At 59.3% G+C, this 24,258-nt stretch carries 19 protein-coding genes and 9 pseudogenes; 9 read left to right on the top strand and 19 right to left on the bottom strand.

The annotated features are described in order from the left end of the window. Positions 1–30 precede the first annotated feature (30 nt). Together ACSQ2Z_RS25005 and ACSQ2Z_RS25000 are read left to right on the top strand one after the other, a co-directional pair. Entirely contained in the window at positions 31–903 is an 873-nt protein-coding gene (locus ACSQ2Z_RS25005; RefSeq protein ID WP_436084151.1) for a helix-turn-helix domain-containing protein, read from the top strand. Between the two features lie 918 nt (positions 904–1,821). Beyond that, positions 1,822–1,926 (top strand): annotated as a pseudogene (locus tag ACSQ2Z_RS25000) (LysR family transcriptional regulator); the annotation flags it as partial. Between the two features lie 20 nt (positions 1,927–1,946). On the opposite strand, the pseudogene ACSQ2Z_RS24995 reads toward ACSQ2Z_RS25000, so the two are convergent. From ACSQ2Z_RS24995 to ACSQ2Z_RS24965, 7 genes and pseudogenes are all read right to left on the bottom strand, one after another. Further along, positions 1,947–2,525, bottom strand: a pseudogene (locus ACSQ2Z_RS24995) (LLM class flavin-dependent oxidoreductase); the annotation flags it as partial. A gap of 540 nt (positions 2,526–3,065) precedes the next feature. Continuing rightward, positions 3,066–3,197, bottom strand: a pseudogene (locus ACSQ2Z_RS24990) (DDE-type integrase/transposase/recombinase); the annotation flags it as partial. A gap of 600 nt (positions 3,198–3,797) precedes the next feature. Beyond that, entirely contained in the window at positions 3,798–4,715 is a 918-nt protein-coding gene (locus ACSQ2Z_RS24985; protein WP_436083884.1) for an SMP-30/gluconolactonase/LRE family protein, read from the bottom strand. Positions 4,716–4,729: 14 nt separating this feature from the next. After that, positions 4,730–5,680 (bottom strand): ABC transporter permease, encoded by a 951-nt coding sequence (locus ACSQ2Z_RS24980; protein ID WP_436083883.1) that lies wholly within the window; start codon positions 5,678–5,680, stop codon positions 4,730–4,732. Further along, entirely contained in the window at positions 5,677–6,624 is a 948-nt protein-coding gene (locus ACSQ2Z_RS24975) for an ABC transporter permease (protein WP_436083882.1), read from the bottom strand. Before ACSQ2Z_RS24975 ends, ACSQ2Z_RS24980 begins: the two co-directional genes overlap by 4 nt. Further along, positions 6,621–8,087, bottom strand: coding sequence for an ATP-binding cassette domain-containing protein (locus tag ACSQ2Z_RS24970; protein WP_436083881.1), 1,467 nt, complete (start codon positions 8,085–8,087; stop codon positions 6,621–6,623). Before ACSQ2Z_RS24970 ends, ACSQ2Z_RS24975 begins: the two co-directional genes overlap by 4 nt. A 76-nt stretch (positions 8,088–8,163) precedes the next feature. Then, on the bottom strand, positions 8,164–9,180 hold the full coding sequence (locus ACSQ2Z_RS24965) for an ABC transporter substrate-binding protein (protein WP_436083880.1): 1,017 nt from the start codon (positions 9,178–9,180) through the stop codon (positions 8,164–8,166). Between the two features lie 289 nt (positions 9,181–9,469). On the opposite strand from ACSQ2Z_RS24965, the gene ACSQ2Z_RS24960 reads away from it, so the two are divergent. The 3 genes and pseudogenes from ACSQ2Z_RS24960 to ACSQ2Z_RS24950 all read left to right on the top strand — a co-directional run. Next, a complete protein-coding gene (locus tag ACSQ2Z_RS24960) occupies positions 9,470–10,720 on the top strand; it encodes a GAF domain-containing sensor histidine kinase (RefSeq protein ID WP_436083879.1) in 1,251 nt (416 codons plus the stop codon). Beyond that, the gene (locus tag ACSQ2Z_RS24955) at positions 10,717–11,439 is read left to right on the top strand and encodes a response regulator transcription factor (RefSeq protein WP_113007828.1); all 723 of its coding nucleotides are present in this window, start codon (positions 10,717–10,719) and stop codon (positions 11,437–11,439) included. The genes ACSQ2Z_RS24960 and ACSQ2Z_RS24955 overlap by 4 nt, the downstream gene beginning before the upstream one ends. A gap of 141 nt (positions 11,440–11,580) precedes the next feature. After that, positions 11,581–11,817 (top strand): annotated as a pseudogene (locus ACSQ2Z_RS24950) (EamA family transporter); the annotation flags it as partial. 28 nt (positions 11,818–11,845) lie between these two features. Here ACSQ2Z_RS24950 and ACSQ2Z_RS24945 read toward each other — a convergent pair. The 4 genes from ACSQ2Z_RS24945 to blh are packed head-to-tail and all read right to left on the bottom strand — an operon-like array spanning position 11,846 to position 14,317. Next, the gene (locus tag ACSQ2Z_RS24945; protein WP_436083878.1) at positions 11,846–12,277 is read right to left on the bottom strand and encodes a DUF6691 family protein; all 432 of its coding nucleotides are present in this window, start codon (positions 12,275–12,277) and stop codon (positions 11,846–11,848) included. Further along, positions 12,274–12,684 carry a YeeE/YedE family protein gene (locus tag ACSQ2Z_RS24940; protein ID WP_436083877.1) on the bottom strand — a complete coding sequence of 137 codons (411 nt, stop codon included), beginning with the start codon at positions 12,682–12,684 and terminating at the stop codon, positions 12,274–12,276. Before ACSQ2Z_RS24940 ends, ACSQ2Z_RS24945 begins: the two co-directional genes overlap by 4 nt. Beyond that, positions 12,681–13,028, bottom strand: a complete 348-nt coding sequence (gene bigR, locus ACSQ2Z_RS24935) for a sulfite-sensing transcriptional repressor BigR (protein ID WP_436083876.1) — start codon at positions 13,026–13,028, stop codon at positions 12,681–12,683. Before bigR ends, ACSQ2Z_RS24940 begins: the two co-directional genes overlap by 4 nt. Then, positions 13,019–14,317 carry a bifunctional sulfur transferase/dioxygenase Blh gene (gene blh / locus ACSQ2Z_RS24930; protein WP_436083875.1) on the bottom strand — a complete coding sequence of 433 codons (1,299 nt, stop codon included), beginning with the start codon at positions 14,315–14,317 and terminating at the stop codon, positions 13,019–13,021. Before blh ends, bigR begins: the two co-directional genes overlap by 10 nt. Before the next feature lie 127 nt (positions 14,318–14,444). On the opposite strand from blh, the gene ACSQ2Z_RS24925 reads away from it, so the two are divergent. Beyond that, a complete protein-coding gene (locus tag ACSQ2Z_RS24925; protein ID WP_436083874.1) occupies positions 14,445–14,714 on the top strand; it encodes a hypothetical protein in 270 nt (89 codons plus the stop codon). 449 nt (positions 14,715–15,163) lie between these two features. On the opposite strand, the gene ACSQ2Z_RS24920 is transcribed toward ACSQ2Z_RS24925, so the two are convergent. From ACSQ2Z_RS24920 to ACSQ2Z_RS24905, 4 genes and pseudogenes are all read right to left on the bottom strand, one after another. Further along, positions 15,164–15,370: a hypothetical protein gene (locus ACSQ2Z_RS24920; protein ID WP_436083873.1), complete on the bottom strand. Its 207-nt coding sequence runs from the start codon at positions 15,368–15,370 to the stop codon at positions 15,164–15,166. Positions 15,371–16,488: 1,118 nt separating this feature from the next. Further along, positions 16,489–16,734, bottom strand: a pseudogene (locus ACSQ2Z_RS24915) (hypothetical protein); the annotation flags it as partial. A 144-nt stretch (positions 16,735–16,878) separates the two neighbouring features. Then, positions 16,879–16,989: pseudogene (locus ACSQ2Z_RS24910) on the bottom strand (nucleotidyl transferase AbiEii/AbiGii toxin family protein); the annotation flags it as partial. Continuing rightward, positions 16,970–17,597 (bottom strand): annotated as a pseudogene (locus ACSQ2Z_RS24905) (DUF6088 family protein). The pseudogenes ACSQ2Z_RS24905 and ACSQ2Z_RS24910, both read right to left, overlap by 20 nt. Before the next feature lie 152 nt (positions 17,598–17,749). Between ACSQ2Z_RS24905 and ACSQ2Z_RS24900 the strand changes: the two are divergent. Next, positions 17,750–18,034, top strand: a pseudogene (locus ACSQ2Z_RS24900) (transposase domain-containing protein); the annotation flags it as partial. A 170-nt stretch (positions 18,035–18,204) separates the two neighbouring features. On the opposite strand, the gene pcaF reads toward ACSQ2Z_RS24900, so the two are convergent. Genes pcaF through ACSQ2Z_RS24885 form a run of 3 tightly spaced genes read right to left on the bottom strand, consistent with a single transcriptional unit; the run spans position 18,205 to position 21,048 of the window. After that, positions 18,205–19,407, bottom strand: a complete 1,203-nt coding sequence (gene pcaF / locus ACSQ2Z_RS24895; RefSeq protein ID WP_436083872.1) for a 3-oxoadipyl-CoA thiolase — start codon at positions 19,405–19,407, stop codon at positions 18,205–18,207. Beyond that, the gene (locus tag ACSQ2Z_RS24890) at positions 19,407–20,189 is read right to left on the bottom strand and encodes a CoA-transferase subunit beta (protein WP_436083871.1); all 783 of its coding nucleotides are present in this window, start codon (positions 20,187–20,189) and stop codon (positions 19,407–19,409) included. Before ACSQ2Z_RS24890 ends, pcaF begins: the two co-directional genes overlap by 1 nt. 10 nt (positions 20,190–20,199) lie before the next feature. Further along, on the bottom strand, positions 20,200–21,048 hold the full coding sequence (locus tag ACSQ2Z_RS24885; RefSeq protein ID WP_436083870.1) for a CoA transferase subunit A: 849 nt from the start codon (positions 21,046–21,048) through the stop codon (positions 20,200–20,202). A gap of 135 nt (positions 21,049–21,183) precedes the next feature. Here ACSQ2Z_RS24885 and ACSQ2Z_RS24880 point away from each other — a divergent pair, with 135 nt between their 5' ends. Continuing rightward, positions 21,184–21,939, top strand: a complete 756-nt coding sequence (locus ACSQ2Z_RS24880) for an IclR family transcriptional regulator domain-containing protein (protein WP_436083869.1) — start codon at positions 21,184–21,186, stop codon at positions 21,937–21,939. A gap of 144 nt (positions 21,940–22,083) precedes the next feature. Next, positions 22,084–22,218, top strand: a pseudogene (gene repC / locus ACSQ2Z_RS24875) (replication initiation protein RepC); the annotation flags it as partial. Between the two features lie 140 nt (positions 22,219–22,358). On the opposite strand, the gene ACSQ2Z_RS24870 reads toward repC, so the two are convergent. After that, on the bottom strand, positions 22,359–23,867 hold the full coding sequence (locus tag ACSQ2Z_RS24870) for a S10 family peptidase (protein WP_436083868.1): 1,509 nt from the start codon (positions 23,865–23,867) through the stop codon (positions 22,359–22,361). Positions 23,868–24,258 lie beyond the last annotated feature (391 nt).

Below are 24,258 nucleotides of genomic sequence, written 5' to 3'. Positions count from 1 at the left end.
AGGCAATTCGCTGGTACTTTTTCCGGCACGATGGCAAAAAATGATATTCCCTCCTTCTTTGTCTATGGCGAGCCAAGCCGTTCGCTCGATGTAGGCTTCCTCCATGTCGAGACGGTCATGGCGCGAAGGAGCGTGCATTTCGGCCATGTAGCGCCGCACAAGCACCCCTCGATGGGCCAGATCACCTATTGGTTCAAAGGCAGCGGCGAGTATCGAATCGATGAACAGACTTGGAGTTTTTCGGCTCCAGCGATCAGCTTCGTGCCCAGTAAAGTGATTCACGGCTTCGATGTTGGCGAACAATCCGATGCAATTGTCGTGTCCGTGTCCGATGACTTGCTGGCGGCGATCGAGCCACAGATCGAGCTCGATCTTGACACATCGATGATGCTCATCGGTGATGGGCCTGATCCGGGGTGGGCAAGGCTCGGAACGCTGCTCGAGATGATCGCCGATGAATATCGGGACGAAGTCAGCAAGGACGAGAAGGTTCTGGTCGGCCTTGTGTCGGTTACGTTGTCCATGATGGCGCGTCTTGCTGGGGCGAAGAACATTCACGCGACTTCCCCGGAGGGTGCCCTCGGCATGGCTCTTCGAAGGGTCATCGACGACCACTACAAGCAGGCTTGGTCAGTGGGTCGCTATGTCGATCTTCTGGCCACCACGCCGCATCTGCTCGACAAGGCGGCACGCGAGGTTTTTGGCCAATCGGTCAAGGATCTTGTACTCGATCGTCGTTTGTTGGAGGCCAAGCGATTGCTCAAATTCACAATCCGCTCTGTTGAGGATATCGGCCGAGAAATCGGCTTCGAGGATCCGGCTTATTTTTCGCGGTTTTTCCGGAACCGTGCAGGAGAAGCACCTGCGGCTTGGCGCCGGCGGCAGATCGGGCAGGAGCCATAGAGGGATTGAAGCCTGTGGGCTCAGCACCAGTGATGTCGACAGGTGCCGGATGTTGATCACCTCTGGTCTGGCAAAGGCGGGAAAGCCCGTTGTGTTTTGCTGTCCTCGAAGTTGGGATCAGAACAAGGTGGGGTCGTCTAATCGCACGACGTTTTGCAAGCGTTTTTTAAAAGATCTGTCCAGTCGGAACTGAGGCCAGTGCCGGTGAGCGAACGATGCAGGGGCCGAGCAGCTGGATTTCGCGTGTGCCGAGTGAGCGTTTGCCGGAAGCAGGGTCGTCTTCGCGGCCGATACACGATCGCCGCATGATGGGGCTTCGCAGGTCGAGTGTTCCAATGTGGTTAACGCAATCCGCCGGTCAACTGCGGTTGCACCCCATCTTTGCGGAATCACCGTACCCACGTCCCGGCAGGGACGTTCTGACACCGGCGCATCAGGACGCTGGCAGAAAGTATTCGGATCAGACCAGGCAGTGGTCGCAACGCCTAGCCGTTGGTGGCATCCATTCCAACTGCCCGGTCAAAAAGCTGTTGTCGTTTGGCACTTAAACGTAAGAATGCGGTTGTTCGGATTTCGTTTGGCACTTTATTTGAGATTCACGGCGGAGTGAATCTCAAATAAAGTGCAACTGCGAAGACGTCCGCGATTGACGTGCGCAGGCCCCGGCCTCGTTGAAAGTGCGGCCAAAGCGAGCTTCGTTCGCGCCCGTGCTTCGACACGCGTCGTCACCGTCGGCGGGAAATGGATCACTCATTGTAGAAACGCCGTCGATCATCATCGTTGCCTTGCATGAACATGCAATTGTAACGGCAGTCTACACCCATTGAAGCGCCGCAACTAGCACACCGCCAAGCGGCATGTCTGCTTGCGGCGCGGAGCGTTCCCGATCTGTGCTTGCCGGATCGCACAATATCTCCTGTCGACTTTCGGATCGGCATGGGGGTTGCCTGGAACACCGAGGATCCGACCGCCGCGCGTGACGACATCATCGATATTGCCCGCTCGTTGGTCAGGCCGCCCAGACAACTTGCAACCGAACTTTCGCTATGGGTCTCAAACCATTGCTGCATGCGGTCGGCTATCTCCGCCGGCGTGCCGAGCACGATATGGTGCCCGCGGCCCGCCGCAACCCGCAGGGCCAGTTGGCGAATGGTGAGGTTCTCGCGACGGGCGAGTGCCGTCAGAAGTTCGGCACGACTGCGCAACTGGTCGGAAATCGGCAGATCCGGCAGCGGGCCGTCCGGATCGTAGTCGGCGAGGCTGTGGCCGATGCGCTCCTCCAGAAGCGGCATGGCGCTCTTCAGGTCCGTCCACCGGTCGATTTCTGCCAGCTTGTCGGCGGCTTCCTTCGCCGTGCGGCCGATCACCGGCAAGAAGCCTGGCATCACCGCGACGTCGTCCGGCCGGCGGCCGAAGCGGGTGACGCGGTCCTTGAGACTTCTGTAGAAGACCTGCGCTTCTTTGAGGCTCTGCTGAGCCGTAAAGACGACGTCGGCCGTCCGCGCGGCGAGGTCCTGGCCGGGTCCCGAGGAACCGGCCTGGATCAGGATCGGGTGCCCCTGCGGCGCGCGCGGAATGTTCAGCGGTCCCTTGACGGAGAAATACTTGCCCTTGTGGTCGAGCTGAATCAACGAGGACATTCCCTCGACAACATTCGTAGGGCCTAACATGAAATGAGACACCTGCTTTATAGCGCCGCCGGCCCCCACTCGCGGCTGGTCGGACGCGCGCAATCCGCGAATATGCACCTTTCACCGGTAGGTGGTTCGGTTGGCATGGCCAATTTGACAAAAAGCAATGCGCCCTAGCGAAAACCATGGGAGTGTTGAGACTGCGAAGGAGGCCGAGGTCAGGCGACACCGGAGGACGGTTGATGGCCAACTGCCCGGATTCAAAGGACCTCGGCTCGAATGATGAAGTCCTCCAAAATGCCGGCCCGAGACAAACTCCGACTCATTCAATCAGCCATCATAAAATGGCTGCTTCTGATCGTGATTATTCTTATGATCGCGTCGATTTTCAGCGTTCCTTTGATCAAGGCTTATGCTCTGACAGCGCCACGTGGAGTTGAAACGGGTAGCTTTAAGATTGATCGGATTCAATATCATGTCGTTGAAACCTAACCGCCGGCGAGTCTCCCAAGCGGAGATGGGCTGCGCCCATTTGCGCGTATGCAATACTGATGACGAGAGACCTTGCTTCTTTAAAAACCGGATCAGCAATCGCTTGGCGGCTTTGGTATCGCGGCGGGTCTGTACGATCTCATCGAGAACATAACCATCCTGGTCAACCGCGCACTCGCTCGTGCTCATTGTAGACCTTAAAGTCAAGATGGGTCGAGGAAAGGCCCCATAGACCGGAGCTTGAAACGGACACCAAACGACTTTGAAATCAAAGTGACTTCACCTCCATTCTCGCGCTCGTAGATTCGGCCTTTCATTAAATGCTGATGCAGCGGCTGGACGCCTGGTTCGAGGGTAAGGAGGTCGAGCTTCGCCTATTTGCGCGACTGTTTTCGGAGGCTCGGGAACCCGAGCCGTCTCCGGCTGGCGAATTGGGGTATGAAGCGTGTTGGTTGGCAGTTATCTCTTCGCGATTAAGCAGAACAGGTCGTCACAGCTCAGTCGCGGATGCTCAATGAACCGAACGGCTACTGATTGGCAGGTTGGGTGAGGTCACACTCGCCGGGTTGGCGGAACAGCTCGATGCCATCTTCCGAGCCGGACTTAAGCAGTGGAACCAATCGATGATGAGAGGTCATGAACTTGCCAATCTCGCTGGCGTCGCAGCGCTATCCAGGTGAAGATCGATCCAGTCTGCAACCGAATGTCGTCCGGGGCGCCGTGAGACGGCGGCTTGTGAGGACGGCGTCCGCGAGTTCCGCCGTCTGCGCGTCACCGAGGCCAGGTCGCTCCCGTTGTCGTCAGATAAATGGCATAAAGCGACTGTGTGGCGGTGATAAACAAGCGGTTGCGACGTGGCCCGCCAAATGTGAGATTTGCGACCGTCTGGGGAACCTTGATCTTGCCGATGAGAGTACCGTCCGGCGCAAAGCAGTGCACCCCATCTGCAGCGCTTGACCAGACATTTCCACTCACATCAACGCGCATCCCGTCTGGGATGCCGTTATCGATGTTGCAGAAAACTCGCCCGCTTGTCAGCGCTCCGTTATCCCCGATATCGAAGATCCGAATATGGCGGGCCGCGTTATCGTCGTGGCTCGCACCGCTGTCGGTGACATAGAGCTTGGTCTCGTCCGGTGAGAAGGCAAGGCCGTTGGGCTGCAGAAAATCGCTGACAACGACGGCAAGATCGCCGGTGGCGAGATCGAGCCGGTAGACGTTGCGGGTGGGCTGTTCCGGATTTGCCTGATAACCTTCATAATCCGAGAGAATGCCGTAGGTCGGATCGGTAAACCAGATGGTGCCGTCCGACCGGACGATGACATCGTTGGGTGAATTCAGCCGTCTTCCCTGATAGCTGTCGGCAAGAACCGTGATCGAACCATCCGCTTCGGTACGCGTGACGCGCCGCGTGCCGTGCTCGCAAGAAATCAGCCGCCCCTGCCGATCGCGGGTGTTGCCATTGGCGAAGTTCGACGGCGCGCGGAACACGGAAACCCCGCCGTCCGGCACCCAGCGCAACATGCGCTCGTTCGGAATGTCGCTCCAGACAAGCTGCTGGGCATCGCCGAACCAGACCGGACCCTCCGCCCAGCGGCAGCCGGTATAAAGCTCTTCGAGGACGACACTGCCGATGAACAGCGCCTTAAATCTTGGGTCATGGACTTCATAGGGAGATACTTGGAGCATGGGATCGGACCGGATTATCGTTGGTTTGGATTGCGGCCGCCTGCGACCACAATGACGGCAATAATGATGAGGCCTGTCATGATCAGCCTGATGCCGGCTCCGGCTCCATAGGTATTGAGCATGGAAACAACAAGAAACATGAAGAGCGATGCTCCCCAGATTCCGGCCACATTGCTGTTGCCGCCGGCAACAGCCGTGCCGCCGATGACGACGACGGCGATCGACATCAAGAGGTATTCCGAACCCATGTTGAGCGCGGCGCCACCGGAGAAGCTGGCAAGGAGATAACCGCAGACCGCGGCCAAAATGGCGCACAGGATGTAGGTGGCGAAGCGCGTTCCGTCGACCGGGATGCCGGCCATCCGAGCCGCACGGTTGCTCTGACCGATTGCCGCGATCCAGCGCCCGTAGACAGTCTTTTGCAACAGGACAAAGGCCAAAACCGAAAGGACCAAGGCAACGAGCGCGACATGCGGGATCCCGATCGTCGTTTCGGTTGTGAATTTTGCAAGGGCCTGTGGCGGCTTGATACGTAGGCCACGATTGGTCCAGATCGCCGTCGATTGCACAATGAAACTCATCGACAGCGTCGCAATGATCGGCGGGATCTGCAAGAGCTTGATCAGAGCAAAGTTGCCGATGCCGACGACAACGCCGATCGCGACGGCGACGGCAAGACCCGGCAGGACGAGCGAATTATCGACCTGCATGAATTTCAGTGCGACAGTGCCCGCAAGCGTCATTGTGGCCGGAACGCAGAGATCGATGTTGCCCGGCCCCAGCGTGATCACGAACATTTGGCCAATGCCGACAAGTATGGAGAAAGCGGCGAAAGTCAGCGCCGCTTGGCTGAGCCCAATTGCGCTTGTACCACCGGTAAATAGGATGGTGGCGATCCAGACGACGAATGCTGCAACGAAAGACCAGATCCAGGGCTTACGAGACAGGGAAGCGAAGATGCTCATGATCGCTTCTCCCGGTTTTCAAGGCGTTTGAGCAGCAGCCGGAGCCCAAGCACGACGATCAGAATCGCACCCTGCGCGCCAATCTGCCAATCCGGCGAGATCCGCAGGAAGGATAGAAACGAGCCGGCAAGCGTCAGCGTCAACGCGCCGATGACCGCGCCGATGGGAGAGACGCGGCCACCGGTGAACTCGCCGCCCCCAAGGATGACACCGGCAATCGACAAGAGCGTGTAGCGAAGCGCAATATTGGCGTCGGCCGAGGTGGTCAATCCGACCAGCGAGATACCGGCGAGAATGGCAAAAAAAGCCGCCAGCGCGTAAGTCGCTGCCCGCGCTCCCAGAATAGACCAGCCCGCGCGTTCTACGGAGCGGGCATTGCCGCCGACGCCGCGCAGGATAACACCGATGGACGAACGTATGATCACAAAATGCGCGACCATCGCGATGACGACGCAGGCGATGATCGCCATCGGCACCAACGGTGGCCGGGAGATCATGACGGCGCGCGCCCACTCCGGCGCGTGTCCGCCAGGAGCCGGCAGGATGAGGACTGCAAGACCACCCCAAACGAAGCTCATGCCGAGTGTGACGACGATGGACGGAAGCGTACGGACATGGATCAACACGCCGAGTGCTGCATAGGTCGCGATAGCGGCCGCAAGGATGAGCACACCGATCACGGGGGTGGCCTCTAGGAACGTCGCAGCGACGCAAGCCACGAAACTGACGAAAGTACCCATCGACAGGTCGAGATCGTTGACCGTCATGATCAACATCTGCGCAATCGTCGCCAAAGCAATCGGCACGGCCAGATTGAAGAGAAGGTTGAGTCCCACATAACTCATGGCGCGCGGCTGAAGATAGAAGACTGCGATCAGCAGGATGGTCAGCGACAACGCGGGTATCAAAAGTCGGATCGAATCGGAGGGTAGGGCTCTCTTCATGCCGCGGCGCCCATGAAAGAGGCTGCCAGGATATTCTTCTCCGTCACATCGTCTCCCTTGAGCTCAGCAACGATTATACCGTTATTGAACACATAAACCCGGTCGCAAAGGCAGACTTCATCCATCTCGGTCGAGTACCAGACGAATGTGCGTCCCTTATCCGCCTCAGCCCTTAGGATGGCATAGACCTCCTGCTTCGTGCCGATGTCGACGCCGCGCATGGGATCGTCCATCAGTACGGCGGGTGCCGGCGTGGCAAGGGCACGGGCAAACAATACCTTCTGTTGGTTGCCGCCTGACAGCGACAGAATCGGATTGCCGACATTCTGGGTGCGGATCTCGATACGCTCTTTCCAGGCCTGCCCGAGATCAGCCTCGGCGGGCTCGCTGACGATGCCGCTGCGGGAGAGGCCTGCAAGATCAGCGATCGTCAGGTTCTTCAGGATGCTCCAAAGCGGGAATACGCCATTTAGCGCGCGATCTCCGGCGATGAAGGCAACCTGAGCTTCGCGCCGGCGGAACCAGCTCCCAGTGCGCCCTAGATAGAGCTCGACTAGCGTATCGGTTTGGCCGTGGCCACCCAGGCCGGCAAGACCGATGATTTCGCCAGGAAAAGCCTGAAAGGCAAGACCCTTGCCGCGACGCGAAGGCTGCGACAGAAGCGGCGTCAGCCCGGCGGTATCCTTGACGCGCTTTTCTTGATCGCGACCCTTGACCACGCTCCCCATCGCCGCGACCAGGCTGTGCGCGTCGAATTCGCCGGCAGGTCGATCGGTTACCACCTTGCCGTCCTTCATCACGACGATGCGGTCGGACGTCGATAGTATTTCGCCAAGGATATGGGAGATGAAGATGACCGATCCGCCGGTCTCGACGAAGCTGCGGACATAGCCCAGCAACTGCGTCGCGAGGGTTGCATCGAGTGACGACGTGGGTTCATCGAGAATCACCAGTTTCACTGGTTGTGCTACCTGCGAGAAGGCCGTGGCTATCTCCACCATCTGACGCTCTGCGATCGAAAGATCTCCGACGACACCGGTTGGGTCGATACCATGACCGGGGAAGATCTCATCGAGTTTGTCGCCGATAATGCGTGCTGCTCGATGCCGCCAGCCCCAGCCCGCGAGCGTGCGGTGCATTACGCGGGTGTTCTCGATCACCGTCAGGTTCGGACACAGCGACAGTTCCTGGAAGACGCAGCGAATGCCATTGGCGCGCGCCGCAGTGATGCCATAACGGGGCATCGGCTCCCCCCCGCATGCGATCGTGCCCTGATGGGGCGACAACCCGCCATTGATGACGTTGACGATTGTCGATTTGCCGGCGCCGTTGTGTCCGACGAGGCCAACGCATTCGCCAGGCAGAATTCTCATGGTTACGCCATCGAGTGCCTTGACCGCGCCAAAGCTGACCTTGGCATCCGCGACCTCGATGACCGCGTCCCGCAGCGGTATTGCCGTCATTACTGTGCATTCCCGGAAAAAGGGACGGTTCTGGCCGGTTCGAAGACCAGACAGAACCGTAAGTTGGGAGGATACCTTATTTTGCTTCCGCTATGACCTTTTCGGCATCAGCTTGCGAATACTCGACGTTGGCGACGCCACCTTCCTGGGTGTTGGCCAGATTGGTTTCCAGCGTGTCCTGACTAATGCTGAGGAAGGGAACGACGAGATCCTTCTTCACTTCCTTACCGTCGAGAATCTGCTGGGCAACCCAGAAGGCGAGCGTTGACACGCCAGGTGCGATCGAAACCGACATGGTTTCGTAGCCATTGGCATCCTTCTGTTCCTTCCACCATTTCAACTCGTCCTGCCGGTTGCCCATGATGATGGTTGGTATCGGCCGCTTGGCGGCTGCGAAGGCTTCCGCCGCGCCATAACCGTCCCCGCCTTGGGTGACAACCGCGGCAATGTCGGGAAGGCTCGGGAGGATGCCAGCCACGGCCTTTTGGGCCACGTCCTGCGCCCAGTCGCCGTGTACGGAGCCGACGATCTTGAATTGCGGGAACTGCGCCACACCGGCGTGGATACCGGCCGAGATCTCGTCATCTACGAAGACGCCAGCGAGGCCGCGAATTTCAAGCAAATTGCCACCCGACGGCAGCTTTTTGGACAGATATTCAATCTGGCTACGACCCATTTCCTTGAAGTCTACAGCGATGCGCCACGCACACGGTTCGGTGACGATGCCATCGAATGACACGACGGTGATGCCAGCATCGCAAGCTTCCTTGACGGCACCATTGAGCGCCGTCGGAGACGCGGCGTTGAGCACAATGGCGTCATAACCCTGCAGAATCATGTTTTGAATCTGAGCCGCCTGTTCGGTCGCCTGGTTTTCGGCAGTGGTGAAAGGATCGGCCGCGGCAACGATGCCGGCCTTCACAGCTTCGCCGGCCACCTTTTCCCAACTTGTCAGCATTGCCTGCCGCCAGGAGTTGCCGGCGTAGTTGTTGGACAACGCAATCTTCTTGGCCGACGTATCGGCGATTGCCTGAATCGGCATTACGGCGCACGACAGTGCTGCCGATGCCAGAAGCATCTTTCTGAAATTCATCTCTCTCTCCCTGTTGATCCGACTTTCATTGAGCGGGATCTGTCCATCCTGGCCGAAGCGGTGACGAGCTTTTTGTGAAATGCCGAGCTTCCTCCTCTCAGCAGGCACAGGATGGTATAGAACTGGAGGCTTGTATAGGAAGTTTGAGGCAGCGCTTTTGCGGTATCTGCTGTAGATGATGCGGGATCCTGCAGGACGCGCGGCGCCTGTCGGGCGCTTACTAGAGAATGAGGAACGACCTGGGCTTTACCGTGGAGGCGGGACGAAGTCGGCGGGGGGGAGATACACCGTGCTCAAAATGGCGCCATCGGCACTTCTCGATCATTATCTGGGAATATCGCGCCTGCTTGCCGGGCAGCTTGAGTTCCGCTCCGCCATTCGCGCCGTGGCGGTGGAGATCTCCCATATCATCCCGCATGATCATCTGGACGTCTGCATCATCATGCACGGTGGCAAATACCATACGGCCTATGAGACCGGGCTCGAAACCGCATGGGGTAACCATCCGCCGGCGCTCGTCTCCGGCAGCCCGATCCGTACCCTCCTCTGGGGCGAGGTTTCGTATTTTCTGACAGATGACGCTGGAATCGATCCGCGGTTCAATTTCGAAGGTGCCTTTACCTTGCCTATTTTCGATCAGGCTCTACGCAGCCGACTCCATGTTCCGCTGAAAGTGGAAGGGGACGTGATCGGTGCACTGAGCTGTTCGTCGCACCAGGCAGGACTTTACACGATGGAAGACATCATCAACGCCCGCTCCATTGCAGATTTGCTGTCACCTTATTTCTTTGCTCTCCGGGCTGCCGAGCAGGCGCAGCAATCGGCGATTGTCGAGGCCGAGGCCCGAGCACGCGAAGAGGGACTGCGGCTTGGCGCACTCAATTTGACGGAAGCCCTCGAGCGCGAGCGGCAGCGCATCGGCATGGACCTGCACGACCAGACGTTGGCGGACCTCACGCGCTTGTCGCGACGGCTGGAGCGGCTTACCCACGAACCGGATGTTGCCGGCGAAGTATTGGAGCCGTTGGTTCGCAGCCTGCAGCAATGCATGCAGGATCTCCGGCAAATCATCGAGGAGGCCAAACCCTCCGTCCTGCAGCTCTTCGGTTTCGTGCAGGCAGTGGAGAACCACCTCGACCGATCGGTGCGCGACAGCGCCCTTTCGATCGAGCGCGAGTTGATCGACGAGACGGACGGCGGCATCGATGGCCTTGATCAGACCGTCTGCATTGCGCTGTTTCGCATTACCCAGGAGGCGATCAACAATGCTGTGCGCCATGCGCGGGCTAACCGCATTGTGGTGCGGCTTCGTGAGCAAACCGATGGCCTTTTAATTGAAGTTTGTGACGACGGTGTTGGTATTGCCAAACAGCGCCGGCGCAATGGCGGCGGTATCGACAATATGAAAACGCGGGCTAGGCTGATTTCCGCCAAGTTTTCCATCAGTGCGGGTCGAAACAATCTCGGGACCGCGATCGGCGTGCATCTGCCAGTGGCGGCGCAAACGCTGCGCCAAGCGGGCCTAAGGAACGAGCCATGAAAGTTCTGATCGTCGAAGACGACCCCTTGCACCGCTCCTACCTACATGAAGCCGTCTGTGCCGCCTTGCCGGAATGCGAAACGGTGATCGAGGCGGAAAGCGGCACCGCGGGCGAAAAGCTCGCACGCGACCACCGTTCGGCCCATGTCGTCATGGATCTACAGATGAACAATCGAAATGGCATCGAGGCCGCCCGCACGATCTGGAAAGAGCGGCCGGATACGCGCATCCTCTTCTGGTCCAACTATTCCGATGAGGCCTACGTGCGGGGTGTTTCGCGTATCGTGCCGGACGGTGCGGCCTATGGATATGTGCTCAAGTCCGCCTCCGACGAGCGGTTGAAACTGGCTTTGCGCAGCATTTTCGTCGAGGCGCAATGCGTCATTGATCGGGAAGTACGCGGGATGCAGCAAAAGAGCCTCGGCCAGACAAAAGGGTTTAGCGACACGGAGTATGAAATCCTGGTCGATATTGCGTTGGGCCTGACGGATCGAGCCATTGCGAGAAGACGCAATCTTTCGCTTCGCAGTGTCCAGAACAGACTTCAGCAACTTTATGAAAAACTCGACGTCTATCAAACCGCATCAGACGACCATGATGATAGCCGCTTCAACCTTCGAGCAAGGGCGGTAACTGTTGCGATGCTGCGCAAGCTTCTCAACTATAGTGCCTTAGAACGCGCTGAAAGCGAGCTAGCTGAATGGCTCAAATCGCTATGATTTGCTTTGCACCGCGTCGGCGGCATCGATTACGAGCCAGTAAGTTACAGTAATTGAGATGCTGAAGAGTGGCCGCTGTGAGTCGATCCCGGCCGCTGACCGAGATTTGTCAGTCGCCGCGCGAAAAATCGGTCCGCGCAGGGCGCATCGTACACCTTCACCAAAATCGACGTGGAAACGATCCCGCCGGTGACACTGATTGCCGCACGCACCTTGATGGCTGGCGCGATCCTCCTTGGCGTCATCAGGTCACGCGGGTTGGCCTTGCCAAGGGACGTCGCGATATGGCGGCGTTTCCTGTTTCGGGCCTGCCTCAACAGTATGATCCCATTTACGTTGATCGCCTGGGCGGAACGCGCCGTGGATGCTGGGCTTGCAGGAGCCGACTGCGCCAAAATAGAGGTGCTCACGTCCGTCGGCTCCATACTCTGTCGTACAAGGTCATGCCGACCAGCATCGCGATGACGAACAGCGCTGTCTGGGGGATGCCACTCGACAGGGACGCAACCGCCGGACCCGGACAGAAGCCGCCGATCCCCCAGCCCAGGCCGAACAAGGCCGAGCCGATCACCAGTGGCGAGTCGACCCGCCGGCTCGTAGGCACATGGAAACTGTCGTCGAAGGCTGGATGCCGCATACGCTTCATCACCTGCACGCCGATGAAGGCGACAACGACGGCGCCGCCGAGGACGAAGGCAAGGCTCAGATCCCATGCGCCGAACACGTCGAGGAAGCCCTGGACGCGGACCGGGTTCAGCATGCCGGACAAAGACAGGCCGAAACCGAAGACGATGCCCGAGGCGAGAGCGGCCCCGAACTGGTAGCTGTTCCTGTTCATAGTCCGAGACCTCGCAGAACTGCGACGGCAAACACGCCGACCGTCAGGAACGTGGCGACCGCCACCATCGATCGCGCCGACAGGCGGGCAAGCCCGAGAACGCCGTGGCCGCTGGTGCAGCCCGATCCCATGCGCGAGCCAAAGCCGACGAGCAGCCCCGCGACGATGATCAGCGGCCAGCCGGCGGTGATCTGCACGGCCGGCCAGCCGCCGAACACCAGCAGGTAGGTGAGCGGCCCAAGCAGCAGCCCGAGCACAAACGCGAGATTGGTGGTCAAGCCGACGCCTTGGGCGAGACGCCCGACAATCCCGCTGATCCCTGCAATCCGGCCGTTGAGGAGCAGAAGCATGACGGCCGATGCGCCGATCAGCATGCCGCCGAGCAGAGGTGGGAGATAAGTGCTCATTTGTCTTCCTTCACGCAGAAGATGTCATAGAGCGCGGCTACCAGTTGCGCGGCCTTCTCTTCCGTCAGGCGGTAAAAGATCTGTTTTCCCTCCCGACGGGTTTCGACAATGCCCGAGTTGCGCAGCACCGTCAGGTGCTGCGACAGATGCGGCTGGTGGACGTCGATCTTCTCTTCAAGCTCGCCGACCGAATACTCGCCCTCCACAAGAGTGCAGACCATCGTCAAGCGCGCCGGATGGGACAGCGTCTTCAGGAGGATTGCGACTTCTCCGGCCCGGTTGGCCATTTCGGCGGGGGAAAGCCCCGGCTTCATCATTGCCTTGAGGTCGGTGCTCATTCCCATGCTGCTCCCTGGAATGTATCGAGGGGAAACTTGAGGTAGCGCTTGCCGTTGGCTTCCGGCTCCGGTAGACGCCCGCCGCGGATGTTCACCTGCAGGGCATGCAGGATGAGCTTCGGCATCGGCAGCGTCTTGTCGCGCTTTGTCCGCAGCGCCACAAATTCCTCCTCGCTCACGCCGGCAAGATGCGGGTTGGACTTCTTCTGCTCGGCCACCGTGCTTTCCCAACGGGGTGCGCGCCCGTCCGGCTGATAATCGTGGTCCGTGAAGATCCGCGTCTCGTCCGGGAGTGCGAGGATTTCCTGGATCGACTTCCACAGGACGCGGGCATCGCCGCCGGGAAAGTCGGCCCGAGCCGTGCCGCTGTCGGACATGAAGAGCGTGTCGTGCACGAAGGCCGCCTCGCCGATAACGTAGGTGATGGAGGCAAGCGTATGTCCTGGCGAGAACAGCACCTTCGCATCGATGGAGCCGACCTTGAAAGTCTCGCCATGAGCGAAGAGCCTGTCCCATTGCGAGCCATCGGTGGCAAGTTCGGGCCAGTTGTAGATGCCCTTCCACAGCTCCTGGACGTCCACGACCCGTTCGCCGATGGCAGTTCGGGCGCCCGTCTTCTCCTTCAGATACTGGGCTGCGGAGAAATGATCCGCATGCGGATGGGTGTCTAGAATCCACTCGACCGTCAGATCTTTTTCGCGGACGTAGTCGAGAATCGCGTCGGCATTGATGGTCGCCGTTGCTCCGGCCTTCTCGTCGAAGTCGAGGACTGGGTCGATGATGGCACACTTGCGGGTCGCGGGATCGGACACCACGTACTGGACGCTCCAGGTGCGATTGTCGAAGAAGCCCTTCACCTGCGGCCGGTGCGCGGCATGCCTCTCCAGCCAAGCTGCAGCGGAAGAAGTGTCGAAGCCGCGGCTGCGTCCGAATTCAACGACCTCGTCGGCAGACATCCGACCATCAATCACCTCGCCAATGAGGTAGAGGTTCAGCGAGCGCTTGCCGGTCTGGCAATGTGCAAGGACGGGGCCTTCCGACTCATCGACCGCCCGCTGAAAGGCACGCACATCCGCTTCGGTGATCGTGTCGGCCGTGACAGGAATGAACGCGTAAGACAGGTCGCAGTGCTTCGCTTCTTGGCTTTCGGCTTGCGTTCCCGGCTGGGAAGGATCCTCGTTGTCCGGTCGGTTGTTGATGAGTGTCATAAATCCTTGGTCGCGCAACGACCGGACGTCCTCGACACTTGGCTGCGGCGAGACCGACAGTTTTTCGGATATTGCGGTGATAGGCATGGCTGGCTCCGTATATCGTATCAATATACGATCTAATATATTGTATAATGAATAATGACATGCGTTCAAGATCAGGCGCGGAACTTTGTGCTCGTCCTGTGGTTCCCGGCGCAGAGGAGAAACAACCATGGCCACGACAGCGAACCGGGTGAGCGCCCAGACTTCCGTCGAAATCAACCGACGCCTGCGCTGGCAGATGGAGGAGAGGCTCGCCTACTACGAGGTTCATCCCGACCAGTTCGAAACAAGGCTGGCGGAACTTGACCGGGAGTGCGACATCGAGCGAATGCTTCCACATTGGCCTTCACGGGAAGCAGCCGTAAGGCGCGCCCTTTCCGCTGCTTTTGCTAAGGCGGCGAAAATTCCGCTACCTGGGTCGGTGAAAGCTTCCGGGTGAAGCGTTGATACCTGAGCGTGACACCGGCCGTTATCCGTCGAATCAAAATCGCTGAGCCAAGAACGGCAGATTTGGTCAGTCGGGAGCTCGAAATCTACCAGTCCGCAATCGGCCCCGAATCGGTCGTTCAACCCAGACCAAGTTCATGTCCGGGCTAGAGAATTTGACACGGATGGAAGTTGTAACAACAGGGTCGACGGTTCTGATCCCTTCAAGGCGAGCAATTGAGACGTAGGCCGCTATCGGCCCCTAACCGGATACGGCCCGAGCACATGGGCGGGACGCCCCTTGCCACTGCCCTGGACTACGTGAAGGACCTGTTGGCCCGCCTCCAGCACGTGCCGGAACCGCTCGAGGGATCCATGGCGAAGATCGCCGAGAGGAGGGGCTGCAGCCCGCTGGCTCGGCGATATTGGGTCGGCAAGGGGACGCCCGGAGCTGTAAGCCAGCTAAGACTTCTTTGTGCCGTATGGGCTTTGGTTCGTCAGCTTCAAAGAAACCCCGATCTCACTCGCTTTCGCCTGAACGGCTTCAGGGGTGCGGCCGAGATGCAGACCAAGAACCCGCGTCGGCGTGTTGCCGGCAGCCTCTTTCTTAAGCTGATTTACGTCCTTGTTTGTCCAAGGGGTGCCGTGGTTTTTAGGTGCTTTAGCCATTTCAAAAAGTCCTTGTGTGGAGCCAAGGACGGCTTGACGACTCTGCCCGCAGGTTTAAAGTCTGAAATGTCTTCATGCCTTGCCGTCCTATGGCTTGGTTTGACAAAAGGCGACTGTGGTCTAGACAGTCGCCTTTTCAATTTCAGAGCAGTGGCTGATTCGCACAAGGGCGCTTTGGGCGTCATGCCCTGCTATTTCGGGGTTTTGTTCATCTTTCGTTTCCGTGGCCGCTTTCGAGGGCGGAACCGCGCCCGCTCTGTCCTCCGCCATGAAGCAGCCCTCGCCCAAATCCGTCATCCGCCAAATTCGACCTTGATCCACGCGAGGAAATTCCCGTGACCGAGCGCCGCCTTTGCTCGATCAGCTCCCGGCTCACCCCCAAAGTGACTAATTGCCAAACTGGGGCGATAGGGGGACGGTTCGTTTCGGTTCCGATGCCGCTGGAAGGAAAACATCCAATGATACGACACCTTGTCATGGCAGTCGCGGCAATGCTCGTTGTGCTGATTTCGTCTGTACAAGCCGACGCGGAAACGCGCAGGCAACCCGACACATCGACATCTTCACCGCAAAAGCAGTTATGCGACTTTGTTCTCAATTCCTGTGTGAGCCGTTGCTACGAGGTTCTTGGCACAGAACAGCAGGCATCGAGGACCTGCACGACAAATTGCACCAACCAATACCATCGGTGCAAAAAGACAGGCAAAATCTAGACGGGTCCCTTCGCCCATCTGGGCCACTCGTATTCACGTAAGATCGGCGATGGAGGTTGTTGCCATGCGGTTTCATAAATACTCGGCCCCTGTGGCATTGTGCGTTGGCGGGCTTCTCTGGGGCGGGGTCGCTTTGGCTCTTGATAGTGGTCAGCCGCATAGCCTCACCCGGGCCAACTACTGCAAGGAGAAGCTGGCTATTTGCAACGGGACAACCAAAGCCTGGTGCGCGACAGCGGCAGAGGGAACAAAAATTAGGTGCGCTTTATCAGTTATCGGTGAGTGTTCTAAAAAGTTCGGAAGCGGTTCGACCTGTATGTCGAGGACGATTAAGCAATGACATAAGACTATCGTTCTGCCGCAGGGCGGGTGCTTGTCGGCCTCCGTGCGCGGCAACGCGGGCCATCAGCGCTGAGTAGCGAGGTTCCACATTTCTGCGAGCTTATCGAGACAGGGCCCGGAGATCGGCGGCGGCGTTGAGCTTGGCCCGCTTGCTCCTGCCGGGGCGGACGACTTCCCCCAAAGAATAGCCTTCACCGCAAATCCGGCAGACGATCCAATAGCCGTCTGCGCCCAGCGCGCGGTGGCGCGGAGCAATTCATCGGCGGCGTTCATTTGCCTTTCGCTGATCGGATCCGCGCGCTTGTCGCCAGCGCCCAAGCGGGCTTGGTTTCTGTTCTCGTTCTGTGCTTGCAGCATCGCATAACATCTCGTCGGGAACCGCAGTTTTTGCGTTTTCAGGCACTGAACACTTTGAATTTAGCGGTTTTTGGCAGCGGCTACTGCTTCTGCCTAGTCCTTTTCAATATTTTCAGCCCGCGTTTCCAGATCGGAAGCCACGGCAGAAAAGAGTGCTCGGCGCTCATCGATGGTCGAACGAAGGATTTCAATGAACGCCTGTTTCATGCTCTTCCAGTGCCTTGTGGGTTGAGCCACGCGGAGCACGGATTATCGTGTCCACGGTCGAATACATCCAGGCGGGGATGGCGTGGATGTTTTCGCGCAGATCCTGGATGATCGCCTCCTGGTGCGGGTTTTGCGCCAGGTGGCGCGCGATACCCTCGACAACGATGTCCAAGTTGGATCGTTCGTCGCGAAACCAATTGAGCGCCTGGATCACGCGCATCGCCGTTCGTCCCGCCCAGAAGGCGGTCTTTGCCGAGATGCGCTTGAAATCCAGCGTATAAATAACGGGTTTCGTCGCGTTCGGGTCGCCGGCATTGGCCTCGATCTCGATCGTCCTTGGATAGGTGTCGGCGTAGATCGTCGAGCGTGCCGGGACGGCTGTCGTTAGACCAGGTCGTTGGCGGCGGTCATGCCGTCCACGCATACCCGTAGCTTGTCGCGCCGGGCAATCGCATCGATGAATGAGGCCCGCGGCGGAAGAACATCTTGCCGGTCAGCTGGCTGGTGGCTGGCTTGTCGTAGAGGCCTCGGTGAGGGCGACGAATGGCGCCTCGGTTGGCAAGCCGCTGCAGTGCCTTTTCGACGGCGTTGGGGGTTCCGATATCCAGGAAATCGGCACGCGATCAGACGCCGGCAGGTGCGGCCTTGGCGATACGGTCGTGAATGCGCTCCAGCGTATCGGATGTGGGATCAGGCATGACAGGTCACCCTTCTGGCCGAAAAATATATACAAATTTTGGTCCGTATTAAAAACAGCCGCCGGATTTGTTTCACGAACAACGCCGCAGAGCGCGCGCTGAGAGGTATTGCCCTCGGGCGCCGCAATTGAACCTTCGCCGGTTCCCAGCGCGGGGCCGATCGTGCCGCTCTCATGCTCACCTTCATCACGACTTGTCGCCTCAACGACCTGGACCCAAAGGAATGGCTCGCCGATGTGTTCGCCCGCATCGCCGATCTCCCCGTCTCCCGCCTCCACGAACTGCTCCCGTGGACGTGGAAAAGCCTCCGTGAGGCCGAAAAGGCCCCGGATCAGTACATCGCGTGAGCGACAGCCTCACCATACATCAGCAAGTGCGCCTGCGCGCGAGCCATTCCGCGGCCTTCCGCGCATGGATACCCAAAATCTGACATTAAGTGCCAAGTCTCAAATTAACTGTCGGGCTATCTTGTTGAAATTCTTGCAGGCAGCGTCTTGCGATTAAGTGCAAAACGACATCAGACGCGCTCCAGCGCGACCGCGATGCCCTGCCCTACCCCGATGCACATGGTCGACAGCGAATAACGGCCGCCCGTCAGCTTCAGGTCGAGCGCCGCTGTGCCGGTGATCCGGGCGCCGGACATACCGAGCGGATGGCCAAGCGCGATAGCGCCGCCGTTGCGGTTGACGCGCGGATCGTCGTCGGCGATGCCAAGTTCGCGTAGCACGGCCAGACCCTGGGACGCGAAAGCTTCGTTGAGTTCGATGACATCGAAGTCCCTCGCCTCCAGCCCAAGCCGCGCCATCAATTTTCGCGACGCCGGAACCGGGCCGACACCCATGATGCGTGGCGGCACGCCGGCGGCAGCGCCACCCATGACGCGGGCGATCGGCGCCAGGCCATGTTTCTTCACTGCGGCTTCCGAAGCGATGATCAGTGCGGCAGCGCCGTCATTGACGCCGGAGGCGTTACCCGCCGTCACCGAACCGCCTTCGCGGAAAGGTGCCCTGAGCTTGGCGAGCGTCTCGATCGTGGTTGCGCGCGGATGCTCGTCTTTTTCGACCACGATCGGCTCGCCCTTGCGTTGCGGAATCGCGACGGAGGTAATCTCCTGCTCCAGCCGCCCGTTTTCCTGTGCGGCGGCAGCCCTGTTCTGGGAGCGGACGGCAAAGGCGTCCTGATCCTCGCGGCTGACTTTGTAGTCCTCGGCAACGTTTTCGCCGGTCTCCGGCATGGAATCCACGCCGTATTGCTTCTTCATCAACGGATTGACGAGGCGCCAGCCGATGGTCGTGTCATGGATTTCGGCTGAACGGGAGAAGGCGCTTTCGGCCTTGGGTAGAACGAAGGGCGCCCGCGACATGCTTTCAACGCCGCCGGCGATCATTAGGTCCGCCTCACCGGAACGAATGGCTCGGGCGGCGGTGATCACTGCATCCATGCCCGAGCCGCAGAGCCGGTTGATCGTCGTGCCGGAGACCGCGAGCGGCAGGCCGGCCAGTAGGAGCGACATGCGCGCGACATTGCGGTTGTCCTCTCCCGCCTGGTTGGCGCAGCCAAGGATGACGTCATCGAGGGCCTGCCAATCGACGGAAGTATTGCGCGCCATCAGAGCCCGCAGCGGAATAGCCCCGAGATCATCGGCCCGAACGGAAGACAATGCACCGCCGAACCGACCAATCGGCGTTCGGATATAGTCGCAGATGTAAGCGTCAGCCATTACGCAGCCTCCTTGTCGCCCTGATGGGCCTTTTTCGTGCGTGCGTTAATGTCGCGCAGCGTCTTCAGCTCGATCTCGGTCGGCACGGGCGTCTCGATCACCGTTTCGGCGAATTTGATCGACCAGCCGCAATTGTCGATGATCTGTTCGCGTGCGACGCCCTGATGAATCGATACGACGGCCAATTCCTTGGTGACCGGATCCGGCTCCAGAATGCAGAGATCTGTGACGACGCGTGTCGGACCCTTCGTCTTCATGCCGAGCCGTTCGCGGTGGTTACCGCCCTCGCCATGGCCCATGGAGGTAATAAAGGGCAACGTCTCGACGAAGCCGCGCTTTGAAAGCGCCATCGTGATAAAGACCTGGCCGCAATTGCTGGCAATCTCCGGCGCACCGCCGCCGCCGGGCAGGCGGACCTTCGGACGCGCATACGGGCCGACGACCGTGGTATTGAGGTTGGCGAACCTGTCGATCTGGGCGCCGCCGAGGAAGCCGGTGGTGATGCGGCCACCCTGCAGCCAATAGCGAAACATCTCGGGCACCGAGACGGTGAAGAGGGCGGTTTCACACAACTCGCCGTCGCCGATCGACAGCGGCAGCACGTCCGGTCTGGTGCCAACCGTACCGCTTTCGTAGATCAGTGTGATATCGGGCGCGTGGGTGAGGCGAGCGACGTTGCAGGCGGCGGAGGGCGCGCCGATACCGACGAAGCAGACGTCGTCATTCGTGAGCGCGCGGGCAGCGGCGATGGTCATCATTTCGGTGGGGGTGAAATCGGTCATTGTCGTCTCCTCACGCAGCTTTCTTTGCATGCTTGGCAAAGTCTTGCGGACCAGCCTTCATGACGTTTTCCTCAATCCATTTCTGGAAGCTGTCGCGATCGCGGGCGATCTCATCCCAGGCGATGTAAAATGCGTTGGACCGCGGATAATAGCCCTGTGCATAGGACGGGAAGGCGCCGCCGGGTACCTCGACAACGGTCGTGATTGCCCAAGACGGCAGGACGACGGAATTGGGCGAGGGTGGGGCAAGCTCGTCGACGATTTCCTCCACCGTGACGATCGAGCGCTTGGCGCCAAGTACCGCTTCCTTTTGAACGCCGACAATTCCCTCCAGCAGCACATTGCCCTTCCGGTCGGCTCGCAAGGCGTGGATGATCGTCACGTCCGGGCGGATGGCGGGAACGGCGGCCAGGATTTCGCCGGTGAAAGGGCAGGTGATCTGCTTGATGTTCGGGTTTACCTTGGGCAGGTCGGCGCCAATATAGCCGCGCAGGATCGCGAAGGGCAGGTTGGCCGCGCCTGCCTCGTAAGCGTTGGCCATCGCCGCATGACTGTGTTCTTCGATCTCCAGCGGTCGCGGCCATTGGTTCTCGACGGCGTCGCGAAAACGATGCAGTGAGCCGACGCCGGGATTTCCGCCCCAGGAGAACTTCATGCCGCGCGCAGCGCCCGCGCCGATCAGCTGGTCATAGAGAATGTCCGGCGTCATGCGGATCAGGAAGAGATCCTTCTTGCTCTGCCGGATTATCTCATGCCCGGCGGCGTATGGGATCAGGTGGGTGAAGCCCTCCATGGCGACCGTATCGCCGTCTTTCACGTTTTCGGAAATGGCTTCCGCCAGCGAAGTCAATCGCGCCAAGGTATTTTCCTCCTCAAATGGATTTAGGTCGCCGTAAATAAGCGCTCAAATCCGGTGACCGTCAAATATTTTGTGCGGTATTTGACATTTGTTCGTATATCGCACATAATAGACTCAGCCTTTAAGGAGCGGGATATGCGGGAATCGGACTTTGTCAGTGGTTTTGCGCGAGGGCTGAAGGTCATCGAGGCTTTCGGCGAGACGCGGCCAAGGCTCAGCATTGCCGAGGCTGCCAAGCTAACGGATCTTGACCGGGCAACGGTGCGGCGCTGTCTGCTGACGCTCGCTGATCTCGGTTACGCCGACTATGACGGCAAGTTCTTTACGCTGACGCCGAAGGTTCTGCGGCTTGGACACGCGTATCTGTCCGCCACGCCATTGCCTCTGTTGATCCAACCCTATCTCGACCAACTCTCGGAAAAAGCGGGACAAAGTGCTTCGGCTTCTGTGCTGGATGGAACGGAAGTCGTCTATATTGCGCGCGCGTCGCAGAAGCGCGTCATGTCGATAAATTTGTCGCCGGGCTCTCGCTTGCCGGCCTATTGCGCCTCGATGGGACGTGTGCTTTTGGCGGCACTAGCCGAGGCAGAGGCGCGCAATGTTCTCGATCGCTCGGACCTCAAGGCCAACACGCCGCTAACCAAGACCGATCCGGATGTGTTGATGGAGGAGTTTCGCCGTATCCGCGCCGAGGGTTACGCCGTGATTGATCAGGAGCTGGAGCTCGGCCTCTGCTCGATCGCCGTGCCGATCGAAAACGATCGCGGCCGGGTGGTCGCCGCCATCAACATCGGCGCACCCGCCGCCCATGTGCCCGCTGCCGAGATGGCTGCACGTTATCTGCCGATGTTGAATGAGACACGGAAAGCGCTGCGGCTGGTGCTGCGCTAAGCGACTCGCTGTAGGGCCCCGAAATCCCCGTTGACCTGAGTTCACCGCCATGGATCGTCCACTTGCGGTTTGAATGCTCTGGTGAGCTTCTTTCTGCAGAGCCACTTGAGCGCCGAAACAGCGCTTGATCGTGTCCCGGCCTGTGGTGGCCAGATCAATTCGGCCGGCGGCTATCTGCGCGACCTGATGCGGCGAGCGGCGAAAGGCGAGTTTTCGCTCGGACCGATGATCTTGGCGCTGATGCGGGCCAACGGTCATCCGCTTGGCAGGGTCGGCTGAAGGGGGAATGCATAGGTTCCGCAGCAGTCCGGCCTTTCTTGTCAGCCGATCAGACGGAAACGAAAATTCGTGCTTATTGCGGAGCCGCGCGGTTCGACTCTGAGCCCAAGCCAACCCGCTCAAGTGATTTCGACTCACAGTTATTTCCATACAGTCTCGTAAAAGCGGCGTGTGTTCTGCGAAAATGCAGCCCGCGATGCCGGTGCCGTATAGAACATATGTCCGCCCCGATACAGATCGAGCTTCACCCGTCCCGCGCCGAGAGACGACGGCAAATGGTCGAGAACATATTTGCTGAAGCCATAGGGTGTCAGCGTGTCGCTGTATCCATGCGATACCATCACCCGAAACTGAGGGATCACCGATAAGAGGTCGCGAATATTGGTTGCCGCAGACGCGGTAACGCGGCTATCGGCACCCCGGCCGCTGTTCCATTCCCAGCGGCGGTTCACGTCCTCGTTCAAGAGCGTGTAGGTCATATCCGTTTTGAAGCCGAGTTCGTCGCGCGCGTAAGCGACGAAGGCAGCGGCGTAGGCCCGGGTATAACCGTCAAGGACCGGATCATCATTCCGGCTTGTGGCCGCGTCGGGATAGGCGTCGACAACAGAATGCGCCGCGTCATAGGGACTGACGACCCTGCCGGCGCCTGCTGACTGCTTTGCGTAAATGTCACCGATGAAGCCGCGCGTTCGCGAAACCTCCTGCTGCGGGATACCCGTAAGTGCCGAGACGCGCGCATACAGCGCATCAGCGGAAGCCCCCCTGGGGGAAGGACCTGCGAGCGAGACAAGATAGTCGGACATGGCAAACCGTTCGGCCTCTTCCACGAGGGTCGGATCGAACGCATTTTTCCGTTCAAGAGCTGCAGCGGCGAGCGATGGCAAGCGCAGAGCAGCGGTTAGTGGATCCTCATCGGCGCCCCACAGAAACCGGCCCTCGATCATCGGTGAGATCATGATGATGCCTGAGACAAGAATTCCCTGCGTGTCTTTCAACGCCGAAGCAACCTTTGCGGCGCGAAATCCGCCATAACTTTCACCCACAAGATATTTCGGCGACGGGAGCCGACCGTTCTTCTGCGTGTACAACGCGACTATCTTGGCAAGGCTTTCGGCGTCCTGACGAACCCCATAGAAACTTTTGGCATCCTCATTGCTGGCGGCGCGGCTCCAGCCAGTCCCGACTGGATCGATCAAGACGAGGTCGGTAAAGGCGAGCCAACTGTCCGGATTATCCGTGAGCAATGGTCGCGTTCCATCGTCCTGACGTGGACCGAACTCAAGTATGCGTGGACCGACCAGCCCTAGGTGAAGATACGCCGAAGCGGCGCCAGGGCCACCGTTGAAGACGAAGGTGAGGGGCCGGTCGATCGGCCGGTCGTTCGCAACATAGGCTGTGTAGAAGATTTTGGCTGAGCGCTCACCATTCTGCCCGAACACGTCGAGCGTGCCCATCGTTGCACTATAAGGCAGCGTCTTGATACCAAACCTCAAACTATGCTCCGTAACGGAGTCCGGCGGAATAAGGCTGAAAATCCCGCTCTGCGCGTCTTGCCGCTGTGGCCGGTCGCGCTGCTCCTGTGCCGGTGCGGATGTGACCAGAAGCGCAAGCAATAGCGCGACGATGTGTGTGACGTGAAACGCGCGCAAGGGGTAGCTCCTCCGTGGCCGGGCCGTCCAGAGGAATGTAGTGCGGCTGCTGGCGTTCGGCGAAGTCAACTCATTTTGATCGGCTTCGACTACAGAAACCCGTCGGGTGAGGGGGGCAGGTGGCATCGCACGCTTGAAAACGCGGGTGCGGGAAGCGGCTACCCGGAGCGGCGAGAGCCCGTAAAGACTTGTTCCCGCCGAACCTGAGCATTATCGAACATTTTTGTTGCCTCGACATGCCGTGCGGTTTCGTCCGAATATGGCGGCGTTATAACTGCTCAATATGCCCGCGCTCCTGCAAGGCTTCGCTTCGTTTCCCGCACCAAGTGCGGTTGCGCGCTGCCACGCTTGACGCCAGGGGGAGGCGACGATCGGGCGGCCATTGCGAGTC

Origin of the sequence: Pararhizobium sp. LjRoot235 (assembly GCF_964254145.1) — a bacterium.
In the GTDB taxonomy this organism is placed as follows: Bacteria; Pseudomonadota; Alphaproteobacteria; order Rhizobiales; family Rhizobiaceae; genus Pararhizobium.
This window is presented reverse-complemented; position numbering and strand designations above follow the sequence as displayed.

What these genes read in the sequence shown, in the direction of transcription:
- ACSQ2Z_RS24940 (WP_436083877.1), bottom strand. Translation starts at nt 12,684, where the DNA reads ATGAGCACTTATCTCCCACCTCTGCTCGGCGGCATGCTGATCGGCGCA.
- ACSQ2Z_RS24985 (WP_436083884.1), bottom strand. Translation starts at nt 4,715, where the DNA reads ATGCTCCAAGTATCTCCCTATGAAGTCCATGACCCAAGATTTAAGGCG.
- ACSQ2Z_RS24880 (WP_436083869.1), top strand. Translation starts at nt 21,184, where the DNA reads ATGCGGGAATCGGACTTTGTCAGTGGTTTTGCGCGAGGGCTGAAGGTC.
- pcaF (WP_436083872.1), bottom strand. Translation starts at nt 19,407, where the DNA reads ATGGCTGACGCTTACATCTGCGACTATATCCGAACGCCGATTGGTCGG.
- ACSQ2Z_RS24975 (WP_436083882.1), bottom strand. Translation starts at nt 6,624, where the DNA reads ATGAAGAGAGCCCTACCCTCCGATTCGATCCGACTTTTGATACCCGCG.
- ACSQ2Z_RS24945 (WP_436083878.1), bottom strand. Translation starts at nt 12,277, where the DNA reads ATGAACAGGAACAGCTACCAGTTCGGGGCCGCTCTCGCCTCGGGCATC.
- ACSQ2Z_RS25005 (WP_436084151.1), top strand. Translation starts at nt 31, where the DNA reads ATGGCAAAAAATGATATTCCCTCCTTCTTTGTCTATGGCGAGCCAAGC.
- ACSQ2Z_RS24925 (WP_436083874.1), top strand. Translation starts at nt 14,445, where the DNA reads ATGGCCACGACAGCGAACCGGGTGAGCGCCCAGACTTCCGTCGAAATC.
- ACSQ2Z_RS24920 (WP_436083873.1), bottom strand. Translation starts at nt 15,370, where the DNA reads ATGGCTAAAGCACCTAAAAACCACGGCACCCCTTGGACAAACAAGGAC.
- ACSQ2Z_RS24890 (WP_436083871.1), bottom strand. Translation starts at nt 20,189, where the DNA reads ATGACCGATTTCACCCCCACCGAAATGATGACCATCGCCGCTGCCCGC.
- bigR (WP_436083876.1), bottom strand. Translation starts at nt 13,028, where the DNA reads ATGGGAATGAGCACCGACCTCAAGGCAATGATGAAGCCGGGGCTTTCC.
- blh (WP_436083875.1), bottom strand. Translation starts at nt 14,317, where the DNA reads ATGCCTATCACCGCAATATCCGAAAAACTGTCGGTCTCGCCGCAGCCA.
- ACSQ2Z_RS24955 (WP_113007828.1), top strand. Translation starts at nt 10,717, where the DNA reads ATGAAAGTTCTGATCGTCGAAGACGACCCCTTGCACCGCTCCTACCTA.
- ACSQ2Z_RS24970 (WP_436083881.1), bottom strand. Translation starts at nt 8,087, where the DNA reads ATGACGGCAATACCGCTGCGGGACGCGGTCATCGAGGTCGCGGATGCC.
- ACSQ2Z_RS24980 (WP_436083883.1), bottom strand. Translation starts at nt 5,680, where the DNA reads ATGAGCATCTTCGCTTCCCTGTCTCGTAAGCCCTGGATCTGGTCTTTC.
- ACSQ2Z_RS24965 (WP_436083880.1), bottom strand. Translation starts at nt 9,180, where the DNA reads ATGAATTTCAGAAAGATGCTTCTGGCATCGGCAGCACTGTCGTGCGCC.